A 20,029-nucleotide genomic window follows, 5' to 3' on the forward strand; every position below is an offset into this window, starting at 1 on the left:
CAGTTCCTTAGTTGGCGACGGCGCCGATGTGGCGCATCAGACGCGTCTTGACGTCCGGCGGCGTGATGGTCGGACGCGGCAGGCCGTCGGGCGTGCCGCGCTTGATCGTCAGGCGTACGAAGCGCGTGCCCTCGACACCCGAGGCACCCTTCGCACGCTCGCGCGCCGCTACCAGCACGGCGTCGAGCGTGGCGAGATCGTCACCTTCCACGGCATCGGCGTAACCGCACGCGGCGGCCACGTTCGCGAACGAGACCTGTTGCGAAACCGTCGCCTGGCCGCCCGTCGAATCGTGCGCGCCGTTGTCGAGCAGCACATGCGTAAGGTTAGACGGACCATACGCGCCGAGCGTCGCGAACGCGCCCATGCGCATGAGCGCCGCGCCGTCGCCGTCGAGCGCGACCACGTTGAGGTCGGGACGCGCCAGCGCCAGCCCCAGCGCGAACGGCGTCACGCAGCCCATCGAGCCGACCATGTACAACTGGTTCGCACGATCGTCGATGGCGTAAAGCTCGCGGCCGCAAAAGCCCGTCGATGCCACCACCACCGTCGATTCCGCAGGCGTCGCCGCGATCACGCGTTCGAGCGCCTGCTGGCGCGTCGGCAGTTCGTCGTAGGTGCGGCCCGTGAAGTTCGACTGCGCCACCGGCAGCGCATGCTTTGCCGGCATCGCGCCACCGCCCTTGAGTTCGTACGATGCGACGCTGCCCTTCTGCATCACGAGCGCGTACGGGCGGCCCGTTTCGTCCATGTGCTGGATGGCGCGTTCGAGCGCGGGCGCGATCTGGTCGGCTTCCGTGGGGAACAGCTCCCAGGGAATCTCCATCGTGTCGAGCATCTGCGGCGTGACCGGGCCCATCAGCGCGTGCTGCGGCTCGTCGGCAACGCCTGGCTGGCCGCGCCACGTCACGATCAGGAGTTGCGGCAGACGGAACGTCCACGTGAGCGACGTGAGCGGGCTGACGGCGTTGCCGAGTCCCGAGTTCTGCATCATGGCGATGCCGCGCTTGCCCGCGAGCGCCACGCCCGCGACCAGCGCGACCGCATCACCCTCATTGGCCGCCGATACGTAGTGCAGCGAATCGTCCTGCAACACGTAATTGATGAACGGCGTGAGGTACGAGCACGGCACGCCCGCATACCATTCGAAACCGCGCTCGCGCGCCGCTTCGACAAACTGTGCCGCTTCGATCATGCGCGGGCCTCCGACTGCGAGGTGGCGTCGCCGCTACCGATCGGCGTTTGCGCGTGCGCGAAGTCACCTGCACGACGGAAATCCTCAAGGTCGTTCACACCGCGCCAGTGGCCGCGCACGTATTGCACTTCGATCTTCTCGCCGTCTTCGATCAGCGCGTTGAGCAGCGCCGGCATATCGAGCGTGTCGAAATCGGCGCGCGTCTGCAGTTGCGCGATCTTCGCCTTGAGCTTGTCGCGGCCCGCGCCGCGCACGCTCGTCAGGCCGATCCAGCGGCCATTGGGCGCCGTTGCCTGCGAAGCCTGATCCGACGACACGCGTTGCAGATACACCTTGTTGCCGAACAGACCGCGATCGTCGCCCGCCGAGCACCACGCGAAATCGCGCACGCTGGCGTTTTCCGATTCCGGCGACGAGTCGATCACAACGCTGAAATCGGCGTCGTTTTCCACGAGGTCGCGCAGGATGTAGCTGCGGAACAGCAGATCGCCGTACGAGATCACCGTGTCGTTGTCGAGCGCGTTGACAGCGCACGCCAGCGAGGCGAGTTCGTTGGTCTGCGCGTAACGTTCATTACGCGCGAGCTTGATGCCCGCCGTATCGATCGCCTCGGCCTTGTAGCCACCCACGACGGTGATGTCGTTGATCGCTTCCTTCTTGAACGCATCGACGAGCCAGCGCAGCAGCGGCTTGCCGGCGACCGGCAGCATGACCTTGGGCTTGTCTTCGGTGACGGCGTCGAGGCCCTTGCCGCGGCTCGCCGCCAGCACGATCGCCGAACCCGCCGAGCGCGTGGCCGACAGGTAACGGTTTTCGGCTTCCGAGTATTCGTCGGCATCCTGCAGGCGGAAAATTTCGTTGACCGTAGCAATGCGGTCTTCGACATCGACGAGCGTCTGCGTTTCGTAGATCGTCTTCGTCACCGACTGCATGGCCGAAACGGCCGCGCGGATCTGGTGGTTCGCCCAGATGATGGTGCTGATGCCCGCCTTGCGGAACACGTCGGTCGGCGTGCTGTAGTACTTGGTCGGCACGATCACGAGCGGACCGCGGCCAGCCCATTCGCGTGCGAACGTGAGGATTTCGTCTGCTTTCGAGAGCTTGCTGTGAATCAGGATCGCGTCCGCGCCAGCCTGACGATAGGCTTCGGCGCGCTTGAGCGCTTCGTCCATGCCCCAGCCTGCGATCAGTGCTTCCACGCGCGCCACGATCGAGAAGTTCTCGTCGGTCTGCGAGTCCTTGCCGGCCTTGATCTTGCCGCAGAACTCGTCGATGTCGGCGAGCGGTTGCGCTTCGCCGCCAATGAAGCTGTTGGTCTTCGGGAACACCTTGTCTTCGATACAGACGCCTGCGATGCCGCGCTGTTCGAGCTTGCGCACGAGGCGGCGCACGTTGTTGAAGTTGCCGTAGCCGGTGTCGCCGTCGAGCAGGATCGGCAGATCGCTGGCGTCGGCCATGAATTCGAGGTTATCGACCACCTGCGTCCAGCTGGCTTCGTTGTTGTCGCGCACGCCGAACTGGGCGGAAATCGACAGGCCCGAGCCCCAGATCGCCTTGAAGCCGGCTTCGCGCGCGATTCGCGCGGACAGGCCGTTGTGCGCTTCCATCAGGAATTCAAGCTCGTTGCTCAGCAACATCTGGCGCAGGCGTGCGCTGCGCGAAGTCGGAAGAGCGGTGGAAACCATAGCGGGTTCGCGTGCGTTCATTTTTTTACTCCAGTGGACGTCGTCGCGCCGCGCTTACAGAGGCTGCGTCGCGCGCGTCGCATCGTTGGTTAAACCGGTTTCTGGCCCGTGGGTTGCCGGACCGTGTGAGTCCGGTTGCGCCTTGCCCTGCTGTGCCGATCGACATTTAAAGGCCGCTTGTGAAGCGGCGATCGACAAAATGACTCGCAAAAACGAGCCGAAAACAGCGCTGGCTTTGGGCCGAAGTCGCGACTATAGCGGAAATGATTCGCATCTGCCGTCGATCACCACCAGAAGTGGCAAATCATGGAATTGCAGTGAAATTTGTGGCTTTTAAAGGCGTTTTTCGCCGCTTTTTGCGCACTTTCGCGGCATTGGCGATTGCGTCGCCTTAGCGCTTTGTTGCTCGCAGTTTCCTCGCCGTTTTTCCTATGAGGAAACAGGGTTCGTCCCAGGTCACGCGCAGATCGGCGGTGGCCGTAAACACAGGAAGGCGAAGCATCCCTGCAGTTCCGATTCGCCCGTTCCGCAGCCCCTCTGACCGACCAAGCAGACGATGACTCTCAACAAGAAACTCCGCTCGATGATCGCGATCCTCTGGATCGGCCTGCTCCTGATCGTGGTGTTTGGCGCCTGGCAAAGCCGCGACGGCATGATCCGCGAACGGCGCGCGCAACTGACCAAGCTCGTAGATGAAGCGAGCAGCATCGCCAGTTACTACTACGGCCTCTCGCAGCACAACGCCATGCCCGAAGCCGACGCGCAAAAGCAGGCGCTCGCCGTGATCGGTTCGATCCGCTACGGCAAGGACGGCTATCTGAGCATCAACAACTCGCAGGCCGTGATGCTGATGCATCCGATCAAGCCCGAACTCAACGGAAAGGCGCTCAGCGATTTCACCGATCCGGCCGGCAAGCACGTGTTCGTGGCGCTTTCGGAAGCGGCCAACCAGCCAGGCGGCGGTTTCGTCGATTACCTGTGGGCCAAGCCCGGTCATAGCGAGCCGGTGCCGAAGCTGAGCTTCGGTAATCGCTTCGCACCGTGGGACTGGGTGATCGTCACCGGCATGTATATGGACGACGTGAGCGCCGCGTTCTATAGCAGCCTGTTGCGCTGGGTGCTCGTGACCTTCGTGCTGGGCGGCGCGGCGACCGTCGTGATGGTGTTCGTGGTGCGCAGCGTGCGCGGCAGCATCGGCGGCGAACTGGAAACGGCCGTCGATACCGCCAATCGCATCGCCCAGGGCGACCTCACCTCGCGCGTGGACGTGCAGGGCTCCAATGCGCACAGCCTGATGCGCGCGCTCGCCACCATGCAGGCTGCGCTCGTGCAGACGGTCGCGCGCGTGCGCAGCGGCGCGGAAAACATCAACGTGGGCGCCAACGAGATCGCGGCCGGCAACACCGACCTCTCGCAGCGCACCGAAGAACAGGCGGCAGCGCTCGTGCAAACCGCATCGAGCATGGACCAGATGACCGCCAACGTGCGTCAGAACGCCGACAGCGCGCAACAGGCCGCAACGCTCGCCAGCCAGGCCGCCGACGTGGCCACGCGCGGCAGCAACGTGGTGGACGACGTCGTGCGCACGATGGGCGACATCACGCACAGCTCGCAGCAGATCGGCGACATCATCGGCGTGATCGACGGTATCGCGTTCCAGACCAATATTCTCGCGCTCAACGCCGCCGTGGAAGCGGCGCGCGCGGGCGAACAGGGACGCGGCTTCGCGGTGGTCGCGGCGGAAGTGCGCAGCCTCGCGCAACGCTCGGCGGCAGCGGCCAAGGAGATCAAGGCGCTGATCGAGAAATCGAGCGGCACGGTCACCGAAGGCCAGCAGCTCGTGACCAACGCGGGCACGACGATGAGCGAAATCGTGCAGTCCGTGCGGCGCGTGCACGAGATTCTCGAAGAGATCAGCAACGCCTCGCGCGAACAGAGCGCGGGCATCGAACAGGTCAATCGCGCGGTGGGCGAAATGGATCAGGTGACGCAGCAGAACGCGGCGCTGGTGGAACAGGCCGCGGCGGCGGCACATTCGCTCAAGGATCAGGTGTCGGGGCTGCGCGAGTCGATCGCGAGTTTCAGGCTGCCGGCGATGGGGTGAGGGGGCGCGGAGGGGGGCGCCACGGACGGGGCCGTGGCGCCACACGCCTACTTGATTAGCCGCATACCCGCAGTTTTAGCGGCCTTCGAATCGAACGTCGCGGTGTACTCGCACTGCGCGTCGTGGCAGGTCCGCTCGATCAGGCAATCGGCGAAATCGGCTGAAGATGTCCCATAAAGACGCGCGGCCTTCCATACCGTCTCCGCCGCTTCGAATATCAACTCGCGCGCACGCAGCATGGTCTCAACCCCATGCACGATCTCTTCGCGGCCGAGGTCATAGGCGCGTGCAAGCACCCAGATCGTTTCGATCAGCGCAACGTGTGTGATGTATCCCGGCTGCTCCGCAGTCAGGGATTCAATTAGCGTTGTTGCCTTCCTGGCCTGCACAGGATCGTCCTGGGCGAAATAGCGCACGAGTACGTTTGTGTCGAGACCGATCATCGGGACGCGCTGCCCTCTCGGGCAATGACCTCGTTCATTTCGTCGATCGAAACCGGATTGCGTGGTTTGCGGACGATTCCCTTTAGCGCCGTCACCGAGCAGGTTGCCGGCACGACCTCGTAACGTCCCGTGGATTCATTGAGGATGAATTCAACCCGGTCTCCAGTTGAAAGACCGAGATGCGTTCGTACGTCGGCAGGAATTGTGATCTGCCCCTTCGATGTCAACGTTGCCGAAGCCATTTTTTTCTCCGCAGAATCTCCTTACTCTAGGGTAAGGAGATCTGCTTCAGCAAGCGACGACTCGCGAATTTGACGTTTTCCTGCGCGCGGTCAGCTTTCGGCCCCCGACTGCCCGACCACCTAAAATTTCAATTTAATTACTCTATGTTTACAATAATATTCTAACCACCCCTCCCTACCCTCCCCGATGATCCGTTCCAGGAAACCGCCGCGCGATCCGCACGCCACTGCGACCCGTCATCCGATGTTGACGCCGCAGTTGCCCGCGTGGCGCTCGAAGCTTGTCGTGTTCATCACCTTCGCGGCCTTTGCCGCGCTCGCGGGCCGCGCGCTGTGGGTGCAGGTCGTCAATCACGGTTTCTACGTCAAACAGGGGCAGAAGCGCTATCAGCGCACGCTTGAACTCGACGCCATGCGCGGGCGCATCGTCGATCGCAACGGCGCGCTCCTCGCGGTGAGCCTGGAAACCTTCGAAATCTGGGCCAACCCGAAGCTGCTCGATGAAGCGGCGCATGGGCCGCTCGCCAAAATGCTCGGCATGCCGGTCGCCGAATTGCGCCGCCGCCTGCCGCCCGATCGCTCGTTCGTGCTGCTAAAGCGCCAGGTGGACGCCGAAACCGCCGCCCATATCGACGAAATGGCCACGGGCGGCATTACCTTGATCGCCGATTCGAAGCGCTTCTATCCCGAAGGCGAATCCGCCGCGCACGTGGTGGGCTTCACCGACGTCGAGGACAAAGGCCAGGAAGGCGTCGAGCTGGCCGCCGACACGCGTCTGCACGGCACGCCCGGCCATCGTGAAGTGATCCGCGATCGCCTGGGCCGCGTGATTTCCGAGCCGAGCGAGCGCATCCAGCCTAGAAACGGCGACACGGTCCAGCTCACCATCGATCGCCGCGTTCAGCAGCTTGCTTATTCGCAACTCAAGGCCGCCGTTGCGAAGCATCACGCGGAAGCCGGCAGCGTTGTGGTGCTCGACGCGCAGAACGGCGATATCCTCGCGCTCGCTAACTGGCCGTCGTTCGATCCGAACAACCGCTCGCGCCTCACGGGCCGCCAGTTGCGCAATCGCGCGGTTATCGACACGTTCGAACCCGGCTCGACCATCAAGCCGGTGGTCGCCGCGCTGTCGATGGATCTGCGCAAGGTCAACGCCAACACGATCATCGACACCACGCCTGGCACCTTCCGCATCGGCCCCGCCGTGATTCACGACACGTCGAATCACGGCCGCATGACGGTCGCGGAGGCCATTCAAAAGTCGAGCAATATCGCGCTCGCCAAGATGGCGCTCAATCTGCCCGCGCAGACCATCTGGAACAAATATCAGGACTATGGTCTTGGCCTGCGGCCCGAGGTCACCTTCCCCGGCGCCGCCGCGGGGCGCGTGCGGCCGTGGGCGCGCTGGCGTCCGATCGAGCAGGCGACCATGGCTTATGGCTACGGGCTGTCTGCATCGCTACTGCAGATCGCGCAGGTCTACACGGCCTATGCCGGCGACGGCACGATGTATCCCGCGAAGCTGCTGCACGACAGCGCGTCCGCATCCGGGCCGATGGGTCCTCTGTCCGCGGCCACGCAGCCGCGCACGGTCACGACGCCCGCCTCGGCGGCGGCGCTGCGATTGATGCTGGAATCGGCAACGCGCGAAGGTGGCACCGGCCGCGCAGCCAACGTCGAAGGCTATCGCGTGGGCGGCAAGACCGGCACCGCGCGCAAGCAGATCGGCGCGGGCTACGCGAAGAACCGCTATCGCGCGCTGTTCGTCGGCATGGCGCCGATGAGCGCACCTCGCGTGATCGTCGCGGTCATGATCGACGATCCGGCGGGCGGGTCGTTCTATGGCGGCACGGTCGCCGGGCCCGTGTTCTCGGGCGTGATGCAGGGCACGCTACAAATGATGGGCGTACCGCCCGACGCATGAAACGCTTGCGCCGCCCGTGGGCGGCACAATTTAGTCATGCAGATCAATTCTGCTTAGTGATGCCTGTAAGCAGCCCAATGCTGCTTAGTGATGCCTGTAAGCAGCCGGTTCTGCACTGGGCACGACAGCCGCCGGGCCGCCTGCTTCGCTGGTCTGCACCGGCTGCGCGCCGTAGCCCGACTGTGCCTGCTGTTGCGCGAGACGCGCTTCGTTGGCGCGCTTCGCTTCGAGGCGGCGCATGGCGGCCTGGACGTCATCGGGATAGTTCACGTCATTGCCCGACGCCGGGCTATAGCCAACCGATTCCAGGTCAACCAGTTCCTGCACCACCTGGGCGCGCGTCACCGGGCCGTTGTGGATGGATTGTGCAAACGACATCGCCGGAACCATTGCTGGAACAATCGCGATCATCGAAACCAGCGCCGTGCGTAGCATTGCGTTCTTCACCGTACTCTCCTGTGGTCTGAACGGACTCGCTGCGCGGGCGATCTGCCGTGCGAGCGGCGAGTCGATGCGACAAGTCTACGCAGCACCCGCACGCCTAAAAACCGGGCCGCGAGGGGAGGACTGTTGCAGTCTGAGGAAGATTGGTGAGGACTTCTGCGCAGGAAAGCTTCAGATCTGGTCGCGCCCGAAAGCCCGCAGCGCGTCGAGATTCGCGACATCGACGCGGTTGTACGAAAGCGTGACGAGGCCCTCACGTTCGAGCGCCTGCAACGCCTGATTGACGCGCTGACGCGACGCGCCCGCCAGCATGCCGATCTCCTCCTGCGAGATTTCCAGCGCATGGCCCGTGTCGGGATAGAGATCGGGATTGAACATCTGCGCGAGCGCCTGCGCCACGCGCGCATCGACATCGAGCAGTCGGCTGTTCTGGATCAGCCCGATGAACTCGCCCATGCGGTTGTTGAGCTGATGGATCACGAAGCGGTTGAACGGCAGGCTGCTGTCCATGAGCCGGTGAAACGTATCGGCGGGCACGGCCATCACCAGCGACGGTTGCAGCGCGATCACATCGTATTTGCGCGGCTCGCGCTTGATCACGCTGCCCTCGCCGAACCAGCCACCGTGCGGCACGCCCGAAAACGTGCAGCCGCGCCCCGACGCATTGAAGATCGCGAGCTTGACGAGCCCGCTGCTCACGCCGAGCCAGTACGCCGAGGGCGCTTCGCGGGCGGCCACTGTCGCGCCCGCCGCGTACGACTGTGCATGCGAGCTGTCGAGCACCCATGCGCGGTGCTCGGGCGCGAGCGCGCGAAACCACGCGCAGCGCTCGAACAGCGCGGCCAGACGCGCGTTGGCGTCCTTTTCCGGGGGCATAATGGGCAGCCCGGTGGGTTGTTCGGTGGGTGGCTCACTGTGCTGCATCGCGACCTCGAAATGAAAAATCCGGCGTATCCGGCTCTATCGCGCTCTATCACGCTCTGTCGCGCCAGTGACAGACTCGCTCGCGCGCTCCTGCTACGGTAGCGCGAATCATACCGGCCATAGCAATAAAATCAGACAGGAGACAGCACCATGCCGCACCCGTTCGAACAGGGACTCGAGCAACGCGAAGCCAACTACGTGCCGCTCACGCCCATCGACTTTATCGCTCGCGCCGCCGAAGTCTATGGCGAGCGTCTCGCGATGGTTCACGGCGACGTGCGCCGTAACTGGCGCGAGACCTACGCGCGCACGCGGCGCCTCGCGAGCGCGCTCGAACGCGCGGGCATCCGGCGCGGCGACACCGTCGCGGTGCTGCTCCCCAACATCCCGGCGATGGTCGAGGCGCACTTCGGCGTCCCAATGCTCGGCGCGGTGCTCAACACGCTCAATACGCGGCTCGACGTAGCGACCATGCTGTTCATGCTGCGCCATGGCGAAGCGAAAGTGCTGATCGTCGATACGGAATACGCCGCGCTCGCGCAACGCGCGGCGCTGGAATTCCCCGAGCTGAAGATCATCAGCGTCGCCGATATCGCGCCCGCCGACGCCGAACACTTCCCGAACGCCACCGATTACGAAGCCTTCCTCGAACAAGGCGATCCGCATTACGCGTGGCAGCCGCCCGCGAACGAGTGGGACGCCATCGCGCTCAACTACACCTCGGGTACGACAGGAGACCCGAAGGGCGTGGTCTATCACCATCGCGGCGCGTATCTGAATGCGGTGAGCAACATCCTCGAATGGGATCTGCCCAAGCACGCGGTCTATCTCTGGACGCTGCCGCTCTTTCATTGCAACGGCTGGTGCTTTGCGTGGACCGTGGCGGCGCGCGCGGGCGTGAACGTGTGCCTGCGCAAGTTCGACGCGAAGCTCGTGTTCGATCTGATTCGTAGCGCTGGCGTCACGCACTATTGCGGCGCGCCCATCGTGCAAGGCGCGCTCGCCGATGCGCCCGCCGCGTATCGCGAAGGCATCACGCACACGGTGCGCACCATGGTTGCGGGCGCACCGCCCGCGCCCGCCGTGATCGCGAAGATGAAGGCCATCGGCATCGAACTCACACACGTCTACGGACTCACCGAGGTCTATGGCCCGGCATCCGTGTGCGCCGTACAGGAGAGCTGGAAAACGCTGCCCGACGACGAACAGGCGCGGCTCGCTGCACGCCAGGGCGTGCGTTATCACCTGCAGAGCGGCATCAGCGTGCGCAATCCGACGACCATGGAACCCGTGCCCAACGACGGCGAAACGCTCGGCGAAATCATGTTTCGCGGCAACATCTGCATGAAGGGCTATCTGAAGAACGAGCGCGCCACCGACGAGGCGTTTCGCGGCGGCTGGTTCCATACCGGCGACCTGGGCGTGATGACGCCCGACGGGTACGTGCGCATCACCGATCGCAGCAAGGACATCATCATTTCGGGCGGCGAAAACATTTCGAGCATCGAGGTCGAGGACGCGCTATACCGGCATCCGGCCGTGGCGCTTGCCGCCGTCGTGGCCATGCCCGACGCGAAATGGGGCGAAGTGCCGTGTGCATTCGTCGAACTGCGCGCGGGCGAAAACGCGACGGCAGAAGAAATCATCGCGCATTGCCGGGGACTGCTGGCGCATTACAAGGTGCCGCGTGTGGTGAAGTTCGGAGAGTTGCCGCGCACCGCGACGGGCAAGATCCAGAAATACGAGTTGCGCGCGCAGGTGGGATCGCAAGCCGCCATTGATGTGAGCAAGACGCCTGAGCCCGGGAAACCCGCAAAATGAAAGGATTTTGAATTGATAACGAAATTATTATGAAATGTTGTGCGCGCAACAGTTGTGCGAGATCGGGGTCAGACCGTTCTCGAATGTAACGCCTATTGACAACCCGACCCTTTGAAATTCTTTGGCAAGGTTCAGAAACAGCCCGTAATCCTTTTCGCATCAAGGCCCAAACGTTAAATCGGCTTTTTCGTGTGATTACGGGCTCGAAATGAAAGCTTACAAGTGCTCACGTATTCGCAGACTTCCGCCCGATAAGCTTTGATCCATGGTCGAACGCAACGCAGCGCACCAGCGCCGCAAGAAGCGAACGACGGACTTCGATGAGGAGGAAAGAACATGAACACGAAGAGCTGGAAGACCCCCGCACGCGCTCTCGCAGCCGCGCTGCTGGCAGGCGGCGCGCTGATGGGTGCCTCGAGCGCCTTCGCCCAGTCCGCGCCGTTCGCACTGCGCGCCGACTCGGCGCCGCAATACGGCGAAGCGCACATGATGCCGGTGGGCGTGCAAGTGTCGATCGGCTGGCACGACAACCGTTACTGGGACGGCCACCGTTACTGGGAACACGACGAGTGGATGCACCATCATCCGCACGATCCGGGTCCCCAGCACTGGCACGGCGACGACCATCGTCCGCCCCCGCCGCGCTATTGATCCGCATTTGATCGGCTAACCGATCAAACGTGACACCGCCGAGGCCGGTTGCTCCCGTGAGGGAGTCACCGGCCTCGGCGCATTTCGAAGCCGCACACGCTTTGGCGTATGCAAACCTCTGATTGGCCTCTCATTTCAGTTACTTACCAGAGCGACCTGAATCATTCGATCGAAACCCTTTTTAATTAATTCGATATCCGAATCGATTTTTCAAACCCCAGGCCGAAAATAGCGGGCATTTATGGTCGGACAGCGGCTTTTACAGGCGCATGCAAGCGTGACCGCTTCATACCGAAGGCAAGCGGGCGGTAATGCGGGGTAATGCGCCCGCGTTGCCCCGTTCGTGCGATGAAGGTAACGTTGTTGGGCGTTTCGTTCCCCGGAGCGCACGGTGTATTCTCATTGCCCCGACCACCATTGGTTGGGGCTTTTTTTTGGCTTTCCGATCTAGTCGATGAGCTTGTTCAGCGTGGCGAATTCAATGAGCGCCGCCAGCGACGACACGCCCAGTTTGTCCAGCACGCGCGTCTTGTAGGTGCTCACGGTCTTGTCCGACAGACCGAGTCGCGCCGCCACGCCCTTGTTGCTCATGCCGCGCGCGAGATACTGAAGCACCTCGACCTCGCGCGGCGACAAACCGTTGAGCGCCACGTCGCGCCCGCCCCCGCAACTGCCCGCCGGAAAGCAGTCGTAGCCCAGCAGCACGGCCTTCACCACGCCGCACAGTTCCTCCACCCCACGGCTCTTGCTGACATAACCGTTCGCGCCCGCGATGCGCGTGTGATTGGCCATCACCTGTTCGGGCTTGGCGGACAGCACCAGCACGCGCGTGCTGGACTGCTTCGTGCGGATACCGCGAATGACCGACAGACCGTCGAGCCTGGGCAATTCGAGATCGAGAATCACGAGATCCGGCTGCAAGGCGTGGACAAGACGCAGGCCCTCTTCACCGTCACCGCATTCGCCCACTAGTTCGTATTCGGTATGCAGGACGTTGGCGAGCATCTTGAGGACGATCGGGTGATCGTCGATAACCACGATGCGCTTCATTTTTTGTTCCATATTGTCGGAGGCGTGAATTCGGAGCGCCTGGCGGCGCGAAAACTACAGCCTGAACGACACACTCCTCTTTTTGCATAGGAGAAATCTGAAACGCTGCCAGCTATTTCGCAGGGGTTAACCCGATTCTGATGCGCCCCACATACGATCATCCCGTCCCAAGGCGGCAACCGCTGTTTCACGCGGCAACCAGACGTTCCCTTTCGCTTGCCAGTTTGACGCGCGACAATAAAGCTCCCCCCTGCTCCATCCGCAACCATCCGTTCACGAGAGTCACGCATGAATCAGGCATCGCCCGCTTCCGTCCTCACCCCGGCTTCTACCCAGCTCGACGACATCGTTGCCGCCGACGCCCTCGAACTGTCGCAATGGATTCGCCTGCGCAAGGTCTCGTGCCGCGAAGTCATGAGCGCCTTCCTCGATCACATCGCCCGTGTGAACACGCCGGCCAATGCGATCGTGTCGCTGCGCGATCGCGCGGCGCTCCTGAAGGAAGCCGATGAGCGCGATGCGCAACTCGCGCGCGGCGAGTATCTGGGCTGGCTGCACGGCATTCCGCAGGCGCCGAAGGACCTCACGGCCACGGCGGGCATTCCTTCGACACAAGGCTCGCCGATCTTCCGCGACGAAGTGCCGAAGGCCGACGCCCTGGTCGCCGCCCGCATGCGCGCGCAGGGCGCGATCTTTATCGGCAAGACCAATACGCCGGAGTTCGGGCTGGGCTCGAACACTTACAACACGGTATTCGGCGCCACGCTCAACGCCTACGACGCCACGCGCAGCGCTGGCGGCAGCAGTGGCGGCACGGCCGTAGCGCTCGCGCTGCGCATGCTGCCCGTGGCCGACGGCAGCGACATGATGGGCTCGCTGCGCAATCCGGCGGGCTGGAACAACGTATTCGGCCTGCGTCCTTCGCAAGGCCGTGTGCCGTCGGTGCCTGCCGTCGATCTCTACTACAACCAGCTCGGCTACGCGGGGCCGATGGGCCGCAGCGTCACCGACCTCGCCATGCTGCTGTCGACCCAGGCGGGCTACGACGAGCGCGCACCGCTTTCGATCGCGCAAGACCCGGCGCAATTCACGCAGCCGCTCGCACGCGACTTTGGCGGCGCGCGTATCGGCTGGCTGGGAGATTACGACGGCTATCTGCCGATGGAAGACGGCGTGCTCGCGCTGTGCGAAACGGCACTCAAGGATTTTGGCGCGATCGGTTGCCACGTCGACGCCGCGCGCCCCGACTATCCGATGGAAAAACTCTGGGATTGCTGGCGCACGCTGCGGCACTTCTCGGTGGCAGGGTCACTCGGCGCGCTTTATCGCGATCCCGCCAGGCGCGCACTGCTCAAGCCCGAGGCGCAGTGGGAAGTGGAAGGCGGTTTCGCGTTGTCGGGCGAGGACGTGTGGAACGCCTCGGCGGCGCGCAGCCAGTGGTATAACGCGCTGCTCGCGCTGTTCGAACGCTACGACTATCTGGTGCTGCCGAGCGCACAGCTTTTTGCCTTCGACATGAGCCAGCATTGGCCCAAGTCGATCGCGGGCCGCGAAATGGACACGTATCACCGCTGGATGGAAGTGGTGATCGGCGCGAGTCTCGCCGGTCTGCCGGTGGTGAGCGTGCCGGCGGGCTTCAATGCGCAAGGGCTGCCGATGGGCCTGCAGGTGATCGGCAAGCCGCAGGCCGATCTGTCTGTGCTACAGATCGCGCATGCCTACGATCAGGCGACGCAGTGGGTCAAGCGGCGCGTGCCGCCGGCGCTGGCCGCATAAAGTCAACGAGGCGCGCCAGTGCGCGCGCCCCGCCTCAAAACGCCATCGCTTCAGGCCACTTACTTAAGCCCAAAATCCACCCGCGTCGTCGCGCCCTTGTCGTCGATACCCTTGGCATCGAGCTTGGGCGCCACCACGAACACGCGGCTAGGGTCCACCTTGCCCTCGAAGTATTGCTGCACCGCCTGGGCGCGCTGCTGCGCGAGATCGCGCAGCGCGGCGTCGTCCACGGGCGCATGTTCGGCGAGCGCCTGCTTCATGTCGTCCGCGGGCAGCGACTTCGTGAGGCCGATCATGTTATGCGGCTTCTTGAAGTCGGCCGCCTTATAGACCTTGGTCAGATACTTTTCGTATTCCTTCTGATCGACCTGCACTTGAGACGTATCGACGCTCTCGCCGTTGCCCACCGTATCCTTGACCTTCTGCAGACGCACCAGATGGTCCACGTACTGCTCGCGCAGCGCGGGCGTGTCCACGGCAGGATCGACGCGGCCGATCAGATCAATCTTGATCGAGGGCTTGTCGTCGAGCGCCTTGGCAATGGTGTCGAGCTTCTTGTCGTCGGCGTCGGTGAGCTTCGCCGATCCCGCCGCGAACTCCACATAACCGAGTTCCTGGCCGCCGCCGCCGAATGCATTCGCCAGCAGCGAGAACGGCGCGGTCACAGCCTTGGCGATCAGATTGAGCACCGCCTTCCAGATCAGGCCGCCCAGGCTGAACTCCGGATTCGACAGCGAACCCGAAACCGGAATATTCACGTCGATCTCGCCCTTGCGATTCTTCAGCAGCGAGATTGCCAGACGCACCGGCAGCTTCGTTGCCGTGTCGTTATCGACGTGATCGCCGAAAGTGAGCTGATCGATAAAGATATGGTTGTTCGCCGAGAGCTGATCGTTGGCGAGCTGATAGTGCAGATCGACGTTGAGCTTGCCCTTGGTGATCGGATAGCCCGCGTACTTGGTCGAGTACGGCGTGAGGTTGGTAAGCTCGATATCGTGCGCGCTCGCCGTGAGGTCCAGCGAGGGCTTTTCGATCAGCGGATTCACCGTGCCTTTAATCGATATGGGCCCGTTCGCCGCGAGTTTCGCCGACACATCGACGGGCGCGGGCGTGGTCGATTCGGTGCCGAACGCGCCCACCGTGCCCTGGATCTGCACCAGGTCGGCGGTGTAGTTTGGCTTGATGAAGTTGTCGGTGTAGTTGACGCGCCCGGCCTGCAGCACCAGTTGGCCGAAGTGCAGCCGCACCGGTTTCGAAGGCGGCTGCGCGGCGGTGACGGTCGTCGCGGCGCCTGAAGCCGGCACCGGCGCCGAAGCCAGCTCCGGCGCGCTCGCGGCCTGCGGCGTGAGCGGCACCGGCTCGCGCCCGCTTTGCTCAGCGCCCGTGTCGCGCGTGAGCGATTGCGCCTGACCGCTCTGATGCGCCACCACGTCCTTGAGGTTGAGCTTGCCTTGCGCGTCGAGCAGCACGCGGCCATAGAAGCCCGCGAAGGTCACGCGGCTCGCGTCCACGTCGGTGCCGCGCGCGTCGTCGTAACTCACCTTCATGTTCGACAGCGCGAGCGAGCGCCAGCCCGCGAACGGGTCCGAGGTCGCCTTGTCGAGCATGCGCACGTCCACCAGCGCCGCGTCGCCGCGATAGTTCGCCTTGAGCGCCTTGCCCTGCTCAACCGCCAGTTGCCCCTTCATATTGAGCAGCGCGCTCGCAATCACCGCATTGAGCTGATTGCCGAAATACGGCTCGAAAGCCGCGGCGTCGAGCCGGTTTGCGTCGATCTTCAGTTGCGCCTTGAGCGGCGTCGGATTCACGTCGCCATTGAGCGCCAGCGTGCCCTTGCGGTTGACGGTCGCCTTCAGGTCGATGGGCAGCGCGTGGCGCATGTCGTCGCTGATCTGCTGGACCTTGAGGTCGAGCGGCGTAATCGCCAGCTTGACCGGGCGCGGCGTCGTGCTGTCGGTGAAGTTGACCGTGCCGCCGCTCACGCTGAGGTTATCGATCTTGTAGTGCCACGCCGGGCCTTCCTTGACCGACTTCTGCGCGGCGTGGATCGCCGTGCGCTGGGGCGCGGCTTCGTGACTGCCCGCCAGCTTCATGAGATCGATATCGCCGTTCTTCAGGCGTTCGACATTCAGCGCGAGGCCGTTCACGTCCACCGACGCGACCTGCGCCGTGCGCGCCGCCAGATCGACCTGGCTCACCTGCACCGTGCCCTTCGTGAACGCCACGACGGGCGTCTTCGCGCCGCGCGCTGCGATCTTGAGCGCATCGAGACCGAGCGTGCTCGCGCCCACCTGCACGGCGGCCGGCGATTTCGACCAGTCAGCCGTCACGGTCGAATCGAGCGTGAGCTTGCCGTCCAGGATCTGCGCGGCCGTGACGCTGTCGATGTAGGGTTGCAGGCCCGGCAGCGCCAGCGCGTTCACGGCGATCTTCGCGTCGGCGCGCTTCGCCGCCATGCCGAAGTTGCCTGCGATCTGTGCAGTGGCGCCTTTGCCGTCGCCGAACGCGAACGTGTAGGGCGCGAGCGCCTTCGCCGTGGTCGAGAAATTCGTGAGCGTCGCCGCAACGTTGCCCAGATCGTATTCGACGGGCCGCGACGCGGCCTCGTCATGCACATGCACCGCGCCGCCCGTGATCGCGAACTGCCGGATCGACAGATCGAGCGGCGGCGCTTTTTCCGCTGCCTCGGCTTGTGCGCCGGATGCTCCAACCGGTGCGCTCGCGGTTTTCGCTGCGCCCGGAGTTTCACCCCTTGCTTCGGCCTTCGCTGCCGGTGCGCCGACAAGTTTCTCGACGCTCAGCACACCCGCCTTGTCGCGCGCCAGCCAGACCGACGGCGTATCGAGGCGGATCGTGTCGAAGCGGTAGACGTTGCCAAACGGTTCGAGCGACTGCGCCGCGACATGCAGCCCGTGCGCGCCGAAGAGCGGCGCATTGGCGTTGTCGGTTGCATCGATATTATTCAGGTCCGCCGTGCCGGAAACGCGCAGCGTGGGCTTCTCGCCCGACATCACGAAATCGAGCTTGAGATTGGTCGAGAGCAGGCCGCTCTTCACCGTGACCGGCAGTTTCGTCGGCGAGTAGGTCAGCAGCTTCGGCACGTCCAGATCGCTCAGGCGCAGCTCGACTTCGGACTCGCGCGAAGCCGCGAACGGTTTCGTTTTGCCGTCGATAGCCAGCGTGCTCGCGCCATCGATGCGCGCGCGCAACAGCGGCTCGACGAAGATATCGGTCTTCGACGCCAGCGTGGCGATGAACGGAATGCCAAGCGTCCAGCGGTCAATCACATGCTTCTCGCCCAGCAGGCGATCGTCGAAGGTGATCTGGCCATTTTCGACGCGGATATTCGAAACCGAAAACTGCGCCGGCTTGCTGCTGGGCTTTTCCGACGGCTTCGAGAATTTGTCGATCAGATCCGAAAAGTTGAAATGCTGCGCGTCCAGCCGCACGACCGTCACGCGCGGCGAATCGAGCCGCACTTCATCGACGATGGGCGCCGCGCGAAAGATCGACGACCACGACGGCTTCACGACGAGCCGCTCGACATCGACAAAATCGCCCTGGCCACCGCGCTCGCCGATATGCACGCGATCCGCTTCGAGCCGCAGCGTATAGGGGTTGAGCGCGATGCGCGCGATCGTGACGGGACGGTCGAGCTGCTTGCTCAACTGCTGCTCGGCGACGTGGCGAATGAGCGGCGGCGCGGCGAAGAAACCGAGCAGTCCGAACAGCACGAGGAAGATGAGAATACCCGTGAAGACTCGGCGGGTACGCGGCGCGCGCGCGACGGCGCGCACCGATTGCAGGGAGGTTGTCAGCGATGCTTTGTTCAGACTTGCCATGCTTGCTGGCCAGTGACGCGGCGAGATGCGCGCCGCGGATGGTGGAACGGCTTGGGCCGCGCCTGGCCGGACAGACGGCATTCGGCAGACGGATAGGCCCGACAGCCGGAAGTATAGGCCCGATGGCACCTCGCGCGGCTGTAAAACGCCGGGTGCCGCGACGGCAATGCGGCAGGCAAAGTCGCGCCACAGAACGCGGCGCGAGAAGGAAGGAAGCGGGAAAGAAGCGGCTTGTGCGCCGCTTCGTCACGCTGATAAAGCGGCGATGAAGCGGCACTCGGGCCGCTCCATCAACACGTCAAAAAGATGTCACTGACGCTCGACGGCGGGCGGCTGCCAGCTACCGTCGGTGGCTTGCGGTTTGGGTGCGTACATGCGCAGCACGAGGCGGAAATCGCCCTTCGGCACCGGTACCCAGTTGCCGCCGCCACGCGGACGATCGGCGCTCACATGCACGTCGATCGAGCCGTCGCGGTTGCGATGCGCGCCGTTACGATCGCCGAACGCGATACGCACAGGTGCGTCGCCATCGAGCGCGCCGTCGGTCGTGTAAGCAGTGATCGACCAGAAGCCGCGCACCGGCGGCACCTGCTTCGCGGCGAAATGGATCACGTAGCGGTTCGCGCCGTTCAGCGCGTGGCCGTCGGCATCCTGCGCGACTCGGGCGCGCACTTCGTCGCGGCTGGTCGGCAGACCCGGCGACGCCCACGCCGCATAGGCGCGCAGCGCGTAGTCCGGGCCGTAGTTGCCCGCGTCGTCGCCGATCCAGGTCCAGCCGTTGCCGGCCAGCAGATTCGACGGCGGCGTGGCAACGCGCGTGCGCCCGTCGGCGAGACCCGCGTTGACCATCGCCGTGTCCTTGCTGCCCGACGGCAGTTGCGCGGCGTCGCCCGAATGCACGCCGATGTCGCCGAGGATCTTGATCGCGTGCTGATCGTCGGGCACCGGCGCGTTGTCTTCCATCGCCAGCGCGAGACGGCTGAAAAAGCCATTGGCGTCGAGCGCCGCGACCTGCGCGGCGGGCGTGCCGCTTGCGACCGGATCGCCGCTCAGGCCCGCGCCCGTTTGTGCACCCGTTGCGCCGTTTTGCGCATCCGCCTGCGCGCCGTGCTTGCCGTGCGCATCCCACGCGGAAAGCGGCGTCACACGCAGACCGCGTTGCAGACGACGCACCGCGTTCAGATCGGCGCCGCCGCGCGTCTGAATGCGCGCGATGAACCACGCATAGCGCGTGCTCACGTCGATGCGCGTCACGCGCGCGGGCAGCGTGCCCTTCCAGCCCGCCGGCACGAACGCAATCGTTTGCGCCTTCAGACCGCTCACGCGCTCATTGGGCTGCACCGCCGTCGACCACAGCACATTGGTCCACATGTCGAGCGCGCGCGCATCCATGTAGCGGCCATGCGTATCGGGCAGCGAAACCAGCACAGGTTCGCGGCCCAGATCGAGCCAGCCGGACGATACGAGCGTGTCGAGATTGGGTTCAGGCGGACTCGAAGCGCCGACGGGCGGCAGCGACTGCGCATGACGCAGCGTATTCGGCGCGGCCTGGCCGGGCGCGCTGCCGGTGGCGGCCGCGCGCGACACGTCCATCAGCACGAGCGGATAGCCGAACACATAGGAGTCGGAGACCTCGTCCTTGACCCAGCCGTTGCTTTTGGGCGCGACGCTTTCAGGCGTGGACGCGCATCCGGCGATGAGGGCTACGCCCGCCAATGCGGTGCAGGCGCGAAAGAAGGCAATACTGCGACGTTTTGTTGTCATTTGTTGGTTGTGTACGAAGCGGGCGGTCCATGAATTGACGTCGACCGGCCTCCCGCGCGGCGCGCCGGCCCCCCCAAGGGCCGTTGGTCCAGTGCGCGCGGCGGGGGCCAATGCCGCCGGATGGTATCGTATCGCCCGCGCCAGCCCAAGAAAAGTGGCGTAGG

General features: G+C 64.2%; 14 protein-coding genes. 5 read left to right on the forward strand and 9 right to left on the reverse strand.

Annotated elements, in window-relative coordinates; translation table 11 throughout:
- Positions 1-7: 7 nt before the first annotated feature.
- Together aepY and aepX are read right to left on the reverse strand one after the other, a co-directional pair.
- The gene (aepY, locus tag VG320_RS11900) at positions 8-1,195 is read right to left on the reverse strand and encodes a phosphonopyruvate decarboxylase (protein WP_327200305.1); all 1,188 of its coding nucleotides are present in this window, start codon (positions 1,193-1,195) and stop codon (positions 8-10) included.
- Complete coding sequence (gene aepX, locus VG320_RS11905; RefSeq protein WP_327200306.1) at positions 1,192-2,901, reverse strand: phosphoenolpyruvate mutase; 1,710 nt, start codon at positions 2,899-2,901, stop codon at positions 1,192-1,194. Before aepX ends, aepY begins: the two co-directional genes overlap by 4 nt.
- Before the next feature lie 535 nt (positions 2,902-3,436).
- Between aepX and VG320_RS11910 the strand changes: the two genes are divergently transcribed.
- Positions 3,437-4,984 (forward strand): methyl-accepting chemotaxis protein, encoded by a 1,548-nt coding sequence (locus VG320_RS11910; protein WP_327200307.1) that lies wholly within the window; start codon positions 3,437-3,439, stop codon positions 4,982-4,984.
- A 47-nt stretch (positions 4,985-5,031) separates the two neighbouring features.
- On the opposite strand, the gene VG320_RS11915 is transcribed toward VG320_RS11910, so the two are convergent.
- Both VG320_RS11915 and VG320_RS11920 read right to left on the reverse strand, forming a co-directional pair.
- Positions 5,032-5,427, reverse strand: a complete 396-nt coding sequence (locus VG320_RS11915) for a type II toxin-antitoxin system VapC family toxin (protein ID WP_327200308.1) — start codon at positions 5,425-5,427, stop codon at positions 5,032-5,034.
- Positions 5,424-5,669, reverse strand: a complete 246-nt coding sequence (locus tag VG320_RS11920; RefSeq protein WP_327200309.1) for an AbrB/MazE/SpoVT family DNA-binding domain-containing protein — start codon at positions 5,667-5,669, stop codon at positions 5,424-5,426. Before VG320_RS11920 ends, VG320_RS11915 begins: the two co-directional genes overlap by 4 nt.
- Positions 5,670-5,856: 187 nt before the next feature.
- On the opposite strand from VG320_RS11920, the gene VG320_RS11925 reads away from it, so the two are divergent.
- On the forward strand, positions 5,857-7,593 hold the full coding sequence (locus tag VG320_RS11925) for a penicillin-binding protein 2 (protein ID WP_327200310.1): 1,737 nt from the start codon (positions 5,857-5,859) through the stop codon (positions 7,591-7,593).
- Between the two features lie 84 nt (positions 7,594-7,677).
- Here the strand turns inward: VG320_RS11925 and VG320_RS11930 are convergent, their stop codons facing one another.
- Both VG320_RS11930 and VG320_RS11935 read right to left on the reverse strand, forming a co-directional pair.
- A complete protein-coding gene (locus tag VG320_RS11930; protein ID WP_327200317.1) occupies positions 7,678-8,028 on the reverse strand; it encodes a DUF4148 domain-containing protein in 351 nt (116 codons plus the stop codon).
- A gap of 180 nt (positions 8,029-8,208) precedes the next feature.
- On the reverse strand, positions 8,209-8,913 hold the full coding sequence (locus tag VG320_RS11935; RefSeq protein ID WP_327200318.1) for a Crp/Fnr family transcriptional regulator: 705 nt from the start codon (positions 8,911-8,913) through the stop codon (positions 8,209-8,211).
- Between the two features lie 198 nt (positions 8,914-9,111).
- On the opposite strand from VG320_RS11935, the gene VG320_RS11940 reads away from it, so the two are divergent.
- The gene (locus tag VG320_RS11940) at positions 9,112-10,782 is read left to right on the forward strand and encodes an acyl-CoA synthetase (protein WP_327200311.1); all 1,671 of its coding nucleotides are present in this window, start codon (positions 9,112-9,114) and stop codon (positions 10,780-10,782) included.
- A gap of 336 nt (positions 10,783-11,118) precedes the next feature.
- Positions 11,119-11,433: a hypothetical protein gene (locus VG320_RS11945; protein WP_327200312.1), complete on the forward strand. Its 315-nt coding sequence runs from the start codon at positions 11,119-11,121 to the stop codon at positions 11,431-11,433.
- Between the two features lie 447 nt (positions 11,434-11,880).
- Here VG320_RS11945 and VG320_RS11950 read toward each other — a convergent pair whose 3' ends face one another.
- Complete coding sequence (locus VG320_RS11950) at positions 11,881-12,483, reverse strand: response regulator transcription factor (protein WP_327200313.1); 603 nt, start codon at positions 12,481-12,483, stop codon at positions 11,881-11,883.
- 288 nt (positions 12,484-12,771) lie between these two features.
- Between VG320_RS11950 and VG320_RS11955 the strand changes: the two genes are divergently transcribed.
- Positions 12,772-14,259, forward strand: coding sequence for an amidase (locus tag VG320_RS11955; protein WP_327200314.1), 1,488 nt, complete (start codon positions 12,772-12,774; stop codon positions 14,257-14,259).
- A gap of 59 nt (positions 14,260-14,318) precedes the next feature.
- Here VG320_RS11955 and VG320_RS11960 read toward each other — a convergent pair whose 3' ends face one another.
- Both VG320_RS11960 and VG320_RS11965 read right to left on the reverse strand, forming a co-directional pair.
- On the reverse strand, positions 14,319-18,101 hold the full coding sequence (locus tag VG320_RS11960; RefSeq protein ID WP_327200315.1) for a DUF748 domain-containing protein: 3,783 nt from the start codon (positions 18,099-18,101) through the stop codon (positions 14,319-14,321).
- 309 nt (positions 18,102-18,410) lie between these two features.
- On the reverse strand, positions 18,411-19,865 hold the full coding sequence (locus tag VG320_RS11965; RefSeq protein WP_327200316.1) for a DUF1254 domain-containing protein: 1,455 nt from the start codon (positions 19,863-19,865) through the stop codon (positions 18,411-18,413).
- Between the last annotated feature and the right edge of the window lie 164 nt (positions 19,866-20,029).

Source organism: Paraburkholderia sp. (assembly GCF_035948235.1).
Classification (GTDB): Bacteria; Pseudomonadota; Gammaproteobacteria; order Burkholderiales; family Burkholderiaceae; genus Paraburkholderia.